14 protein-coding genes and 1 tRNA gene are annotated in these 13,765 nt (G+C 59.6%); 7 read left to right on the forward strand and 8 right to left on the reverse strand.

Annotated elements, in window-relative coordinates; translation table 11 throughout:
• Positions 1-747 precede the first annotated feature (747 nt).
• Complete coding sequence (locus NJQ44_RS15540; RefSeq protein WP_254272245.1) at positions 748-1,464, reverse strand: FkbM family methyltransferase; 717 nt, start codon at positions 1,462-1,464, stop codon at positions 748-750.
• 255 nt (positions 1,465-1,719) lie between these two features.
• Here NJQ44_RS15540 and NJQ44_RS15545 point away from each other — a divergent pair, with 255 nt between their 5' ends.
• Positions 1,720-3,126 carry a sulfatase-like hydrolase/transferase gene (locus NJQ44_RS15545; RefSeq protein WP_254272246.1) on the forward strand — a complete coding sequence of 469 codons (1,407 nt, stop codon included), beginning with the start codon at positions 1,720-1,722 and terminating at the stop codon, positions 3,124-3,126.
• Between the two features lie 213 nt (positions 3,127-3,339).
• On the opposite strand, the gene NJQ44_RS15550 is transcribed toward NJQ44_RS15545, so the two are convergent.
• The 5 genes from NJQ44_RS15550 to NJQ44_RS15570 all read right to left on the reverse strand — a co-directional run bounded on the left by NJQ44_RS15550 (position 3,340) and on the right by NJQ44_RS15570 (position 4,940).
• Complete coding sequence (locus tag NJQ44_RS15550) at positions 3,340-3,837, reverse strand: DUF7845 domain-containing protein (protein ID WP_254272247.1); 498 nt, start codon at positions 3,835-3,837, stop codon at positions 3,340-3,342.
• Positions 3,824-3,979 carry a hypothetical protein gene (locus NJQ44_RS15555; RefSeq protein ID WP_254272248.1) on the reverse strand — a complete coding sequence of 52 codons (156 nt, stop codon included), beginning with the start codon at positions 3,977-3,979 and terminating at the stop codon, positions 3,824-3,826. Before NJQ44_RS15555 ends, NJQ44_RS15550 begins: the two co-directional genes overlap by 14 nt.
• Positions 3,976-4,284: a hypothetical protein gene (locus tag NJQ44_RS15560; RefSeq protein WP_254272249.1), complete on the reverse strand. Its 309-nt coding sequence runs from the start codon at positions 4,282-4,284 to the stop codon at positions 3,976-3,978. The genes NJQ44_RS15555 and NJQ44_RS15560 overlap by 4 nt, the downstream gene beginning before the upstream one ends.
• 67 nt (positions 4,285-4,351) lie before the next feature.
• On the reverse strand, positions 4,352-4,546 hold the full coding sequence (locus NJQ44_RS15565) for a hypothetical protein (protein WP_254272250.1): 195 nt from the start codon (positions 4,544-4,546) through the stop codon (positions 4,352-4,354).
• A 321-nt stretch (positions 4,547-4,867) separates the two neighbouring features.
• A tRNA-Pro gene (locus tag NJQ44_RS15570) sits at positions 4,868-4,940 on the reverse strand.
• Positions 4,941-5,061: 121 nt separating this feature from the next.
• Between NJQ44_RS15570 and NJQ44_RS15575 the strand changes: the two genes are divergently transcribed.
• The 5 genes from NJQ44_RS15575 to NJQ44_RS15595 are packed head-to-tail and all read left to right on the forward strand — an operon-like array spanning position 5,062 to position 10,220.
• Positions 5,062-6,240, forward strand: a complete 1,179-nt coding sequence (locus NJQ44_RS15575; protein ID WP_254272251.1) for an NAD-dependent epimerase/dehydratase family protein — start codon at positions 5,062-5,064, stop codon at positions 6,238-6,240.
• Positions 6,237-7,172, forward strand: coding sequence for an NAD-dependent epimerase/dehydratase family protein (locus NJQ44_RS15580; protein ID WP_254272252.1), 936 nt, complete (start codon positions 6,237-6,239; stop codon positions 7,170-7,172). The genes NJQ44_RS15575 and NJQ44_RS15580 overlap by 4 nt, the downstream gene beginning before the upstream one ends.
• On the forward strand, positions 7,165-8,148 hold the full coding sequence (locus NJQ44_RS15585; protein WP_254272253.1) for an NAD-dependent epimerase/dehydratase family protein: 984 nt from the start codon (positions 7,165-7,167) through the stop codon (positions 8,146-8,148). Before NJQ44_RS15580 ends, NJQ44_RS15585 begins: the two co-directional genes overlap by 8 nt.
• A gap of 57 nt (positions 8,149-8,205) precedes the next feature.
• Complete coding sequence (locus tag NJQ44_RS15590; protein WP_254272254.1) at positions 8,206-9,267, forward strand: GDP-mannose 4,6-dehydratase; 1,062 nt, start codon at positions 8,206-8,208, stop codon at positions 9,265-9,267.
• Entirely contained in the window at positions 9,264-10,220 is a 957-nt protein-coding gene (locus tag NJQ44_RS15595; RefSeq protein ID WP_254272255.1) for a GDP-L-fucose synthase family protein, read from the forward strand. The genes NJQ44_RS15590 and NJQ44_RS15595 overlap by 4 nt, the downstream gene beginning before the upstream one ends.
• Positions 10,221-10,289: 69 nt before the next feature.
• On the opposite strand, the gene NJQ44_RS15600 is transcribed toward NJQ44_RS15595, so the two are convergent.
• Both NJQ44_RS15600 and NJQ44_RS15605 read right to left on the reverse strand, forming a co-directional pair.
• Positions 10,290-11,390, reverse strand: coding sequence for a glycosyltransferase family 4 protein (locus NJQ44_RS15600; protein ID WP_254272256.1), 1,101 nt, complete (start codon positions 11,388-11,390; stop codon positions 10,290-10,292).
• Entirely contained in the window at positions 11,383-12,543 is a 1,161-nt protein-coding gene (locus NJQ44_RS15605; protein WP_254272257.1) for a glycosyltransferase family 4 protein, read from the reverse strand. The genes NJQ44_RS15600 and NJQ44_RS15605 overlap by 8 nt, the downstream gene beginning before the upstream one ends.
• A gap of 101 nt (positions 12,544-12,644) precedes the next feature.
• On the opposite strand from NJQ44_RS15605, the gene NJQ44_RS15610 reads away from it, so the two are divergent.
• On the forward strand, positions 12,645-13,745 hold the full coding sequence (locus tag NJQ44_RS15610; protein ID WP_254272258.1) for a glycosyltransferase family 4 protein: 1,101 nt from the start codon (positions 12,645-12,647) through the stop codon (positions 13,743-13,745).
• Positions 13,746-13,765: the final 20 nt, after the last annotated feature.

Genomic DNA, 13,765 nt, shown 5'->3' on the forward strand with positions numbered 1-13,765 from the left:
TATCCCGGTCGTTGATTGGTGTGAACAGATTACATGTGCATACGGCGTCGGCTGCTGGCGATCCAGTCGGTACAGCGCTGCTCCTGCGAGGACGGCCTCGAAAACTCGAGAGGAGCGGGTGGCGGCCGTTGTCGTCGTGGGTGCCGTGGCGGTCTTCGTCGATGTAGGTTTGGACGGCATCGGCTGTCTCTGGTGGTAGCCCGACCCGCCGCTCGCCGCGGCGCTTGTTCTTCAGTGGTATGCCGCTTCCTGGCCGGGACGGCGGTACCTCAGCGGCACTCCAACTCCTTCGAGAACGGGGTGTGTCGGGCGGTGATCTCGATGATGTTGCCAACGAGATCGGGGCATGAGTGTATTAACCAACATTCACGGGGAAATGGCCGGTTTTGTTGGTTAGCCACTTGCCCGGCAATCGTATATATCCAGATATTTCGAGAACTGTTACCGCCTCCGCCGGGCCACTCGCGCAGTCCCATCCGACGTCGTCGATGTCGTCGCATCTAGTGCAAGTAAGTTCGATTGGTGAACGCCGGAGGCGGTGGTCGACAGCGAAGGCGCGCCATCCGCCGTCTTTCGGTAACTGGCGCTCACCGGACTGACGCTGCGGCTCCGGCCGCGGCGGGGGCCCTTCGAAGTCGTGATCGCGACGGTCTGACCGACACGCGCGGCATTTCGAAGGTGGGTGTTGGCTCGTGGGACGATCTACATCAAGTATCATCGTTGAAAAGTCTCAAAAACAAGAGACAATTATAGACGACATTCCAACATTGTGTTACTCATTATTTCATCGGGATCTGAGCTATGCAGTCCTGATGGGTTTTGGGATCTATGGTCTTCTAGCTCTCTGATTTTGAAATCCATATCGTCAAGGAGTGTGAAAACATCGTATTTGTCATGTCCATATTGGTTCAGTAGATCTGGGTGAATTTCAACAAATAAAACCGTTATATCTGTATCATTGAGTGTGTTTTTCGCACCCAGTAATACTTCGTACTCAAACCCTTCTACATCAACTTTCATCACATCTGGTGCAGCATGCGTTCGTTGATATTCATCTATCGTTATTGTCTCAGATTCGTTCGCGTTTGATTGTTGATCAGTGACACTCGGAGCAGCAGAATCTGTATATCTTATCGTATTGCCTGATTCACTGGAAACAGCTTTCTGATTGATAACTGCGGAGGTCCCATTTTTCTGGAGACTTGCTTTGATCGAGTCGACAAACTTCGAATCCAGCTCAAACGAATGAACTTCGCCATCAATACACACTTCTGACGCAAATAGAGTAAAATAACCCACGTTTGCTCCGATATCGTAGAACACACTATCCTGATGAAGACTTTCAAGAAGGCGATATGTAAAAGCAGGTTCGTGTAATTCCCCACCCATATATCGCGGATAAAACCAGGATTTTGCAATTTGATTGGTGGTGTCAAATGTAACATTCACACCACTACATTCCATTTGCACCTCTGACTGAAATTGACCTTTCAAGTAGTGGTGGCTGGGAATAAAATTGCGCAAGTATCGTCTGGATGCTAAAAATAGATCCTGAATTCCCTCCTCTTTCGCAATTTGATATGATTTTTGAATTAGATTTTTCCTTCCATATCCACCTTACAATTGCTCTCAGTAGTGAATAATGTATAACTACGCATTAGGTTTAAGGGGTACTAACGGTCCGAAATTTCAATACGGGTCGACAGACATTCTCAGAGCATGCCACCGAATATCCTCGTTCTTATTATGGATTCTGTACGGGCCGCCAACTGCAGTCTCAATGGCTACCATCGCGACACGACGCCATTTCTTTCACATACTTCTGGTGTGAACTTTTTGCAGGCACGGGCTCCGAGCAACCTCAGTTTGCCGAGCCACGTTTCCATGTTCACCGGCGTAGAGGCAACAGATCATTCACTTCATGGTCGCGATCGCGCTCTCGTGCATGGGGACACCGTCTGGAAATGGCTCCAACAAGAAGGATACGAAACGGGCGTGTTTTCCAGAAACGCATTCATTACGTTGCCTGAATACGGCCTGACGGCAGGGTTCGACACAATCAAGAGCGATTTTTCGACCGAAGAACCGCCATTCCCGTCGGGCCTCAATCCAACTGAGTTATCGGGGATGAATCCACAGTCGTATCTCTCTGTCTGTCTCGACAATCCGAACCCGGTACCATCGCTGTTGAACGGTGTTGCGATGAGATACCGTGGGTCTCCATTTCTCCCATCACGGTTTCAGTACCGCCCGAAGCCAGTTGGTAAGGCGGTCGCACAGAGCTGTCTCGATTGGATCGACGAAACGACCGATCCGTGGGGTGCGTGCCTCAATTTTACCGACGCTCACCAGCCATATCTCCCGACGCCAACACACAATCTGTGGGGCCCCGTGCCAAATAGTGTGTATCGTGGCAAAACGGACATCCGATGGGAGCTGATCGCCGGCAATCGGTCGTGGGAGCAAACCGAGATACTTGAGGATTTGTACGACGGAGCAATCCACCAAACTGATGCCGCAATTCAGATCCTGTTCAAGTCACTAGAGGCAACGGACGAACTCTCTGACACACTCGTCGTCGTAACCAGCGACCACGGTGATTGTTTCGGCGAGGAATGTGGACTTCGCGATGTTCGACACCTTACCCACACTGGCGGTGTACCAGAGGAACTACTCCATGTGCCGTTGCTCATCAAAAACCCGAATGAAACCGGCACGGAGACCGTCGATGGCATCACCTCATTAACACGAATGCCTGCTGTCATTCGAAAGGCAGTGGCTGGCGATGCCCGGCCTAGTGATGCAATGATCCACGACAAGCCAGTTATCGCGTCTGCAGATCACGATCTCCGGTACGCTCCGATCGAGGTCACTGAGGCTCATGAATACGTCGAGAATCTCTCCGGCAGAGCAACTGCCGTCTACGACAAAGCCGCTGGTAGAAAGTACATCAAGTGGGGCGACGACACAGCTGTCGTTGATGTATCAACTGGCGAAATCATCGCAGAACAAATCCCGGAAGAGATGAGCCAGCATATGCAGGCATCTCCATCTGATATTGGCGGCGAGAAACGAGCGATCGGTCAGGAGGCAAGGGAGCGTCTTGCTGATCTCGGCTATAAATAAGCCTGTTAGGCGTCAGCTGCTTAGCTGATTATTTTTGCACCGTAGCTACTTCACACTTATTTTGGCGCCACCGAAACCGGACGGCTATGGGTTAAGATACCGTCCGACTGCAGGGTAGTATCCCCAAGTCGGAGTATGAGGACTTGTTAAATAAGTTTCCCGCCTCGGCTGAGGTAAGCGACAGCAATCTACTTCGAGCGATGGTTGATGGGCTCAACCGGCTTGAAGAACTGGAGGAGATGCGAGCGACTGAACCAATCCGAGCACCTCAAATTGTGAGAGGTTCGTCGATTCGACCTGTACACGGATGGATTCAGGGGACTGCGTCGGCATCACGCTGATGAGTTCGCCCGTCTCGATGTGCCTCGCCTTTGGAAATCCTGGTCGAAACGTGAAGTCCGCACCAAGTTCATCGTTCTCGTCGTCCGCTGCATACATCCCGAGTTTGTACTCGTTCATCGTGCCGTCGAACGTGGCCGAAGGTAGGGTATCTATCTTGCCCGTCCAATGCGTCGAGCGGACTATCTCGTACTCCGTACCGTTGAACACGAACGTCTCGCCGCGGTCTTCGAGGTCCGGTTCGTACTGACTGACCACCGCCCAGTACGGAGAGGGACCACCCTCGTCGAACACGAGGTTCGCACCGATGCGGTGGGTCTGGAGGTCGATGACCTCCTTATGCTGGTCGAGACCCCGGTCATAACTCCTCACCGCCGTCGGTCGCGTACTCGCCGAGCGTCGCAGTCTCTATCGCCGACGTTGTCGCACCCGTGTCGACGCGGTCGGGAGACCACCCCTCCGTCAGTCGGGTACGTTCCTCTGCGTCGCGGTGGCGGAGGTGGGCGGCGGTCACGAAGCCGTCGGCTTCACAGCACTCGCATGACTCGCGGCGGCCGAACGGACCCGGTCGGGACGTTCGCCGTTCAGCCGGAGCCACTGTTCGCGCTTGTCGAGGCGCTGTATGATCGCCGTCCGCGACTGGTCCAGCGGGTTCCGGGCCTCGTCGGCATAGCGGTCGTTCGCGAGGCGCTTCTCGACGGCACGCCACGGGGAGACGCGTTCGAGACTATCGATGTCGTTGATGACGGAGATGACGAATTGCTTCCGACCGGCGCTGGTCAGTAGGTCGGCGTCCAGCCAGGGGCCGGGCCTCGCCAATTCGGTCAGCGAGGTTCGGACAGCGCATCCTGTCCCTGCTGTCGCCGCCCTGCGTCGTCGAGCGCATCTACGCGTCATCCCCAGTAGTGTGCTGGCGGTCCCACTCGAACTCATGATCGAGGGACGCTTTGCCGCTCGCCAGTCGGTCGGTGAGCGTGTCGTCGGGATAGCCGTGGTTGCCAAACTCGGAACTGTCTAACTCTTCGCCTGTGTCGACGCTCCGGTGTAGCTTCGTCCCGTTCTTGTACGTGATAAGGTACATCTCGACGCCGAACCCGTCGACTCTGGTCCCACCGTCGAGGAAGCACTAGCCGCAGTACTCGCGGCCGTCGGCGTGACGCGAGTCGGTCGGACACCGGAGCCAGTTGCCCTGCGTGAGACAGGGGGTTTCGGGCGTCGGCTTCGACATCATGGCCGACACCTCCGACCGTCGTCAGTGGCCGGACAGTGCTGGAGCTGGCCCTCAATGACCTCGCCACAGGTATCGCAGATGAGCCGCTCCCGACGGCCGAGAGACTCACGTGGACCTCCGCCTAAAGCCGCCGCTAAGTGTCATAGAAACCCGAAAAGGGTTTGTAGGTAGTGGGCCGGCGCGAATTCGAATCGCGGTTACGGCCACCCGAAGGCCGAAGGATACCAGGCTACCCCACCGGCCCGTGCGATAGCAATTGAACGAATGCGAGGGCGATTTTTAACCCTTCCGAAACGTGAGCCACGAGTCTACACACGAGCAGAAGACTTTTACCGAATTGGAGTTACTCACAAGTTGAGTAACCGATGACGATTCTCGTCACTGGGGCCGACGGCTACATCGGGTGGCCGACCGCCCTCCGAATCGCGAACCGGACCGACGACCGCGTGCTGCTGGTGGACAACTTCGCTCGCCGCGAGTGGGTCGAGGAGGTCGGCGCGACCAGCGCCACCCCCGTCGCGTCCATCGACGAGCGACTCGACGCCGCCGAGGAGACGCTGGGTATCACGAACATGTCCTTCGTCGAGGGCGATCTCACCGACCGCGCCGTCGTCGACGAACTGCTGGCGGTCCACGAACCCGACACAATCGTCCACGCGGCCGCCCAACCCTCCGCGCCCTACTCCCAAATCAACGGCGAGCGGGCCAACTACACCCAGCACAACAACCTCCAGTCGACGCGGAACCTGCTGTGGGGCCTCGAAGAGCATGACCTGACCGACACCCACTTCGTCGAGACGACCACGACGGGCGTCTACGGCGCGCCGGAGTTCCCCATCCCCGAGGGCGGCGCGACGATGGAGAACGAGGGCGAACGGGACGACGTGCCGTTCCCGGCGATGGCTGGCAGTTGGTACCACCTTACGAAGTCCCACGACGCGGCCAACATGCGCCTGGCCCACAAGCAGTTCGGCATCCCCATTTCCGACGTGCGGACGGCCATCACCTACGGGACCGAAACCGCCGAGACGCGCGAAGACGACCGTCTCAAAACCCGGTTCGACTTCGATTACTACTTCGGGACCGTCGGCCACCGCTTCTGTGCCCAAGCGGTCGCGGGCTACCCCGTGACGGTGTACGGCAAGGGCGAACAGCGCAAGCCGTTCGTCTCGCTGGAAGACGCCGTCGAAGGCCTCGCGCAGTTGGCACTCGGCGACCACGAGGACCGGCCGAACGGGCTCACGGTGTACAACCAGGTCACCCGCGCCATCAGCATCGTCGAAATCGCCGAGACCATCGCCGAGGTTGGCGGGGAGTTCGAACTCGACGTGGCCGTCGAACACTTCGAGAACCCGCGTGACGAGGACGAGACCCACAAGATGGAAATCGAGAAAGCCCGCTACATGGCCCTCATCGACGGGCAGTCCCAGACCTTCGAGGAAGGCGTTCGGGACATCTTCGGGACGTTGACCCGCTACGCCGACACCATCGAGGCCCACGAGGACCGGTTCCTGCCGGGCGTGCTGGAAGACGACGAAGAATGAGCACCGACATCTTGGTCACAGGGGCCTGCGGCTATATCGGGAGCGACCTGATTCCCCGTCTGCAGGCAGATAACCGTGTGGGAGACGTGGTAGTCCTCGACAATCTCTCCTCAGGGTCTCCCCGAGCGCTCATGGGTGCTGTCGACGGCAATCTGGAGTTCCGACGCGGCGACGTCCGGGAGTATGGTGACGTCGAGAGTGCGATTCGGGGTGTCGACACGGTCGTTCACCTTGCAGCCATCACTGGTGCGTCCAGCACTCACGATCGACGGGACGAGACGGTCGCTATCAACTACGACGGCACAGAGAACGTGCTGAAGGCCGCCGGAAAGTTGGGCGTCGAGAGCGTCGTCTTCGCCTCCTCGTGTAACGTCTACGGGCGGGCGACGAGTACGGACATCGACGAGACGGTCGATCCGGACCCCATCAACCCATATGCCGAGACGAAACTCGACTCCGAGACACTGTTGCGGGAGTACTGCGAGGAGTTCGGCATGGACGGCACCGCCCTGCGAATGGCGACGAACTTCGGCTACTCGGCGGGCGTCCGGTTCAACCTCGTGGTCAACTACTTCGTGTTCCGAGCGCTCACAGGCCGAACGCTCACCGTCTACGGCGACGGGTCGAACTGGCGGCCGTTCATCCACGTCTCGGACGCCGCCCGCGCCTACAAACATGCTGCTCTCGAACCGGGCGAGTGGGACGAGACGGTGTACAACGTGGGCGACAACGATCTGAACTACCAGATATCCGAAATTGCCGACATCGTCGACGAGGAGGTCGGCGCGGTCGACGTGACCTATCTGGAAGACGAACATCCCGGTCCGTCGTACCACGTCAACTTCGACCGACTTCGGGAGACGGGATTCGAACCGCAGACCACCCTCCGAGAGGGGGTTCGCGACCTCGCACGGAGATTCACCGATGCCTGAACGAGCAATAGACACACCACACGTCGCTATCACGGGCGCGGCTGGCTATATCGGTAGCCGCGTCCTCGTCGAACTGCAAGACCAACACCCCGACTGGGAACTTACCGCCATCGACAACTTCTACCGCGGCGACCTGCGAACGGTCGGCGGTGTCGAGGTCCAGCACGTCGACATCCGGAATCGCGATCGTCTGGAAGACGCGTTGGACGGGGCTGATGTGGTGCTCCACCTCGCGGCGATATCCGGTGTCGACGACTGCGACGAGAACCCTGATCTGGCCTACGAGGTCAACGTCCAGGGTACCGAGAACGTGGCGTGGTTCTGCCGGAAGACAGGCGCCGCGCTGGCGTTCCCGTTCTCGATGGCCGTCATCGGCGATCCACAGGAATTTCCCATCACTGTCGACCACCCGCGAGACCCAATCAACTGGTACGGGCGGACAAAACTGCTCTCAGAGCGCGCTATCGATACGTTCGCCGACGGTGCGTTCCCAGCCCATCAGTTCATGATATCGAACCTCTACGGCGGCCACGAAGTGGGCGGCGACCTCGTCTCGAAGGGGACGGTCATCAACTTCTTCCTCGGCCGCGCGCTCGCCGGGGAGACGCTGACCGTCTACGAACCCGGGACACAGTCGCGGAACTTCGTCCACGTGAAAGACATCGCTCGCGCGTACGTCCTGAGCGCCGAGCGACTGCTGGACCAACGCGAGGCAGGCGAGACGGGCGTCGAGAAGTTCGAACTCGCCAGCGACGAGGACCCCAGCGTCCACGAGGTGGCCGAACTCGTTCAGTCGGCGGCGGCCGACCACGGCATCGACGTCGACGTGGAACTCGTCGAGAACCCCCGTGCTGGCGAGGAGACGCTGGTCGACTCCTTCGAGGTCGACACCTCGCGGGCGGCGCGCCTCCTCAACTGGGAGGCCACCGAGACCGTCGAGGCGACCGTTCGGGCGGCGCTGGACAGCCGTCAGTGACAGTCGAACTACAGTAACCAGAACTTACAAGCGGGATTGCCCGCTCCCTTCGGACGAATGGACCTCGACGCTCGTTTCGCTGACCGTCCGGTGTTCGTCACCGGTGCCGACGGGTTCGTCGGCTCACACCTCACCGAACGCCTTGTCGAGGCCGGTGCGAACGTCCACGTGTTCGTCCGGGCCACCTCCAGCGGCGAACTCCGGAACATCCGCCACCTCAGAGACGACATCACCGTCCACCGTGGCGACCTGCGGGACAAACACTCCGTCTCACAGGCGCTGGCCGCCTTACAGGAGTACGACGAGAGCATCATCTTTCACCTGGCGGCGCAGGCCCACGTCGGCGAGTCGTGGGACCGGCCCTACGAGACCATCGACACGAACGTCACGGGAACGTTGAACCTCCTGCAGAGCGTCGTCGACCTCGACTTGGACATCTCGAAGTTCGACACCGCCGGGACCAGCGAGGAGTACGGCAACGTCAACGAGGAGATGGCCGAGAAACACGACTTCGAGGACGACGGCCGCGTCCTGTTGAGCGAGCGCTCGCCGGTCAATCCGACGAGCATCTACGCCACGTCGAAACTCGCCGCCGATTTCCTGACGATGAACTTCTACGACGCCTACGGCCTGCCGGGAGTCACGACCCGGATGTTCAACAACTACGGTCCCCGACAGAACCCCCGCTACATCACGGGGACCATCATCACGCAAGCGCTGGAACGCGATATCGTCGAACTCGGGAACCTCACGCCGAAACGGGACATGTGCTACGTCACTGACGGCGTGCGCGGGCACATGCACGTCGCCCTCGACGGGAATCCCGGCGAGGAGTACGTCTACGGTCACGGCGAGAATATCTCGATGCGGGAGTGGACGGAGACCATCCTCTCGGTCGGCACGCAAGAGGGCTACTGGGACGACCCCGAAATCGTCCAGCGCGAGGACCGGTACCGGCCCGGCGACAGCGACGTGGAGGAACTGCTGGTCGGGTACGAGAAACTCAACGCGGAGACCGGGTGGGAACCCGAAGTCAGTTGGCGCGAGGGCGTCCGCCGGACCATCGAGTGGTACGCGAACAACAAGGAGACGTGGTACGGTCGGGTCGACTGGCAATGAGCGGCGACTACTGGGCCGAGAAGACGGTGATGGTCACGGGCGGCGCGGGCTTTCTCGGCAGTCACGTCGTCGACGAACTCCGTGCTCGTTCCCCCGACGTCGACGTGTTCGTCCCGCGGAGCGACGAGTACGACCTGCGCGAACGGGCGGCTATCCGGCGGGCGTTCGTCGAGTCCGACGCCGACGTGGTCCTCCACCTCGCCGCCACCGTCGGTGGCATCGGCGCGAACGCCGAGAATCCGGGGCGGTACTTCTACGACAACGCCATCATGGGCATCGAACTCCTCGAACAGGCCCGGAAGTTCGACGTGGAGAAGTGCACCATACTGGGGACCATCTGTTCGTACCCGAAACACACCCCGGTCCCGTTCAGCGAAGACGACCTCTACGAGGGCTACCCCGAGGAGACGAACGCCCCCTACGGCATCGCCAAGAAGGCCCTGCTCACACAGTCGCGGGCCTACCGCGACCAGTACGACTTCGACAGCATCTACCTCCTGCCGGTGAACCTCTACGGCCCGCGCGACGACTTCGACCTCGAAACGGCCCACGTCATCCCCGCCATCATCCGGAAGTGCATCGAGGCCCGCGAGGCCGGTCGCGAGTCGATAACCGCGTGGGGAACCGGCGACCCGACCCGCGAGTTCCTCTACGTTGAGGACGCCGCCGAGGGCATCGTCGACGCCACCGAACGCTACGACGGCGGGGACCCCGTCAATCTGGGGAGCGGCACGGAGATATCCATCCGCGAGTTGGTCGAGACCATCGTCGAGGTGACCGGATTCGAGGGCGAGGTGGAGTGGGACACCTCAAAACCGGACGGCCAACCGCGGCGTCGGTTGGACACCTCTCGGGCCGAGGAGCGCTTCGGATGGACGGCGTCGACGCCGTTCGAGGAGGGGTTGGAGCGGACTGTCGAGTGGTACGAGGCGCATCGACGGACGAAGACATAACCGTCAACGGACGCCCCATCATACGCTACTGGCACGGTAGCGTGACCCGTGCGGGGCCGCCCCGGTGCCCTACGAGAGGAGCGAGCGATGGAGGGTGACGGTGTCGGCACAGACACGCCCCACATCGTGTCGCTCTATCCAGTAGGTGCCGCGTGGTTCTGACCACTCTTCGCCAATCGCTCGCCTGAGCGTCGACAGGGAGCGTGTGTCGAGTATCCGGACGATATCCGCCTCGGACAACTCCGGAACATCGACGGTGAGGAGGGCTGGCGTACCGAGAACTATCGCTTCGAGGACCACACGTGGGAATCCCTCGCTAACGGAGGGGAGGACGAGCATCTCTGCGCCGTCAATAACCTGAAGGGCATCGTCGTGTGGTCGCGAGCCCAGATGCACGGCGCCCTCAGGGAGCGAGCGAACGAGCTGTCGTCCTGCCTTATCGACAGGGTTACCCAGAATCACTACCGGAGGATTGCTGTCCATCCCCGAGATCGCCTCGACGAGAAGCGGGGCACCTTTCGCGGCCGAGATATCACCAACGAACGCCAGATAACGCTCCGGCAGTGACGAGGCGAGCCGTTCGTTCCTGTCGTAGGTCCGTATCCCGTCAATGTCGACAGGGACGGGGATTTCGACGAGCCGATTGAGCGCGATGTTGCTCTTCCGACGACACCGCTCGTGGATACCCCTCGACCCACAGATGACAGCCGCAAAACCCGGAGCAGAAGGTGGAATCGTGCTCATGTCCCGAACGTCGAGTACGAACCGACACCGTGTCACGGCACGCAAAACACGAAAACCCCAGTCAAGAGGAAGGTTATAACCAAGTCGACCGACGAAGGTGACCGTCGAGTGGATCTGGACAACGGTTTCCTGGTAGGTAAAACAGTACCACGTCAGCGCCATCAAGAGAATGAGCTGTTTAAGTAGAAACGAAAACGGCCGAAGGAGGGTGCCACGGCTGCTCGTCCGCGGTAGGATGCGGTACACCGTCCGGTTACCATTAGTTTCGCGGAACGGTCGTGACGGGTGAACGGTTGTCAGAACGGACAGCGAGCGCACTGCCTCACTCTCTTTGAGTTCAGCCGAAAGGAGCCGGTAGTAGGTCGCCGCACCGCCGGTATCTGGCGGATATTTGGGTGTGACGATGGCGAGGTCGTAGTCATTCATGTGTTAGATCGTCGTAGAACTCACGTAGCTGTTCGCCGACGACAGCTGGCCGGTAGCGCTCGTAAGCGCGATGTCTGCCGTTGTTTCCTAGTTCCGTTCGTCGAACCTCGTCGCAAAGGAGGTTCTCAATGGCCCTAGCTAGGTCCAAGGGCGACCGTTCCGGAACGACAAGCGAACTCTCCCCTTCAGAGACGACGTAGGGCAACCCCCCGACGTCCGTCACGACAGTGGCCGTACCGCAGGCCATCGCCTCAAGAACCGCCATGCCGAACTGCTCCTCGTTGTTCGGCATCGTCACGCTCGGTAGTACTGCTACGTCCGCGAGGTTGTAGAGTGTCGGCATCTGAGTGTATGGAATCCGCTCGCGCCAAACGATGCGCTCACTTTTGGCGATACGCGCGCTGGCCTCGTCGTCAAGTTCGTCGGTCCCCAGCAAGACGAGGCGAGCATCTTCATTCTCGATGCGCTCGAACGCACTCAGGAGGTCGTAGGTCCCTTTCTGCTCGCAAAGGCCATGAACGAACAGCACGTTTCGGGTTGAGTTCAGCTCGGTCGGCAGACTGACATCCGCCGGCCGGGCGTCCTCAACTGGTGCGAACCGCTCTGTGTCTATCGCGTTTGGCAGTACGGTCACCTTCTCATGAGGGACACCCTCGTGGATCAGCGCGCGTCTTCCAAGCGGTGTCGTAGTCGTAATACCGGCCGCGCGCCGGTTGACGTACTGTTTCGTCTTCCAGAGGAGCGGGTTGCGCTGGTAGAGGGGATAGGGGATATTCTCGCCGGTGCTGAACGCGAACGCCGTATCCGTGCCACGCGTCGCGCGCGCAGCCTGGGCCGAAAATAGATTGAAGTTCTCACTGGTGTGGAGTACGTCGAACCGCTCTATCAGGTCCCCGAGTCCGACCATGTAGTCCGAAGGGAACCGAAGCTTCCTGACCGCCCGCGAAATAAAGTGGTCGTACCCAAATAGGTTGAGCCAGCCGTCCGGCCACGGGAGCTGTTCAACCGGCATTGATAGGGAGTCGGTGTCGAACCGCGGCGGGTCGCTTTCGAAGGCAACGACCCGGTGGTCTGTCTCATTGTGGAGGTACTCCCACGGACGGACCCCGTCTGGTCGGAGATACGGACCCCGAATCAGAGCGATATGGGCCATTCGTTAAGGAGTTAGCGGGAGCTATCTTAAAATTCGCGTCTGCAATCCTCAGTGCGCGCCGTATGTTGGCTTTATTACTACGTGTAGACAATGTATGAACCATGCGTATTGTGGTTATTCCGTTCGGGTTCTTTTCCGATGACCTCTCTTCACCATCGCTTGCGGACTTCTCTGCCCCGCTAATCGCGGACCGAATCAGCTTGCTCACCGACGAGTTTGACGACGTCACGCTCATCGCTGGCTGGCAGGAGGGCGAGTCCATGGTCCGGCATCCAGACGGGAACAGATATGTCACTATCAGAACGACCGGGAGAGCATCAATAGTGAAATACCTCTATCGGGCGGTCAGGGAACTTGGACGACATCGGGACGAGGAGGTTGCGGTCGTCAACTTCAACCCGCATATCCCGGGTTGTTTGCTCGCTGCGTACTGTGACGCTGTCGGCATCCCGTTCGTCACGTACTTCATCGGACTGCCAGAAGGGAGTCCGGGGGCATTCGATAAGCATCTCTACACGTTCCGGTTCCTGTTGCGACGGTCGGACGGCCGAATCTGTCTCACACCGAAGGCCCGTGACCGGTTACAGGAACTTGCTGGTGTCGATATCGAAGTGGTCCCCAACGGTGTCCACCCGATGTTTCGACCCGATGCGAAGGTTGATGCCGAGGAGAATCTACTGCTGTACGTGGGCCGGTTCGCACCCGAAAAGCGACTCCCCTTACTCGTCCGTGCATTCGCCCGGGTTCGGGAACGCGGGGTCGACACGCGTCTCGTCCTCATCGGCGCACGGCGGGAAACCGCCAAGACAGAGGTCAAGGAGCTCGCGGCGGAGCTCGGCGTCGCGTCAAGCGTTGAGGTGTACGGCCGTATTCCTAGGGAATCGGTGCCGGAGTGGATGAACCGCGCACGGTCGGTCGTACTACCTTCCCGCGATGAGGGGTTCGGGATGGTACTCATGGAAGCGATGGCCTGCGGGACGCCACCAATTGGGATGGACAGTGGCTCGGTCCCGTGGGTCATCGACGATGCCGGGCAGCTGTGTGCGGACGAAGACGAATTGGTGGACGCCCTCGAACGGATCGTTGCCGACGACGACTACTACCGACAACAGCGGGAGCGAGCACTTAACCGGGCGTCGAAGTTCACCCGCGAGCAGTGGGGAATAAACATCCGAAAGGCAATCCTGAACTCTGTCGCCTGACGGGCTTCGATGACATCACA

The sequence above is a fragment of the Haloarcula marina genome (genome assembly GCF_024218775.1).
Taxonomy (GTDB): domain Archaea; phylum Halobacteriota; class Halobacteria; order Halobacteriales; family Haloarculaceae; genus Haloarcula; species Haloarcula marina.

Coding starts and splice junctions, on each gene's coding strand:
- NJQ44_RS15540 (WP_254272245.1), bottom strand. CDS start 1,464: ATGGAATGTAGTGGTGTGAATGTTACATTTGACACCACCAATCAAATT.
- NJQ44_RS15545 (WP_254272246.1), top strand. CDS start 1,720: ATGCCACCGAATATCCTCGTTCTTATTATGGATTCTGTACGGGCCGCC.
- NJQ44_RS15565 (WP_254272250.1), bottom strand. CDS start 4,546: ATGTACCTTATCACGTACAAGAACGGGACGAAGCTACACCGGAGCGTC.
- NJQ44_RS15575 (WP_254272251.1), top strand. CDS start 5,062: ATGACGATTCTCGTCACTGGGGCCGACGGCTACATCGGGTGGCCGACC.
- NJQ44_RS15580 (WP_254272252.1), top strand. CDS start 6,237: ATGAGCACCGACATCTTGGTCACAGGGGCCTGCGGCTATATCGGGAGC.
- NJQ44_RS15585 (WP_254272253.1), top strand. CDS start 7,165: ATGCCTGAACGAGCAATAGACACACCACACGTCGCTATCACGGGCGCG.
- NJQ44_RS15590 (WP_254272254.1), top strand. CDS start 8,206: ATGGACCTCGACGCTCGTTTCGCTGACCGTCCGGTGTTCGTCACCGGT.
- NJQ44_RS15595 (WP_254272255.1), top strand. CDS start 9,264: ATGAGCGGCGACTACTGGGCCGAGAAGACGGTGATGGTCACGGGCGGC.
- NJQ44_RS15600 (WP_254272256.1), bottom strand. CDS start 11,390: ATGAATGACTACGACCTCGCCATCGTCACACCCAAATATCCGCCAGAT.
- NJQ44_RS15605 (WP_254272257.1), bottom strand. CDS start 12,543: ATGGCCCATATCGCTCTGATTCGGGGTCCGTATCTCCGACCAGACGGG.
- NJQ44_RS15610 (WP_254272258.1), top strand. CDS start 12,645: ATGCGTATTGTGGTTATTCCGTTCGGGTTCTTTTCCGATGACCTCTCT.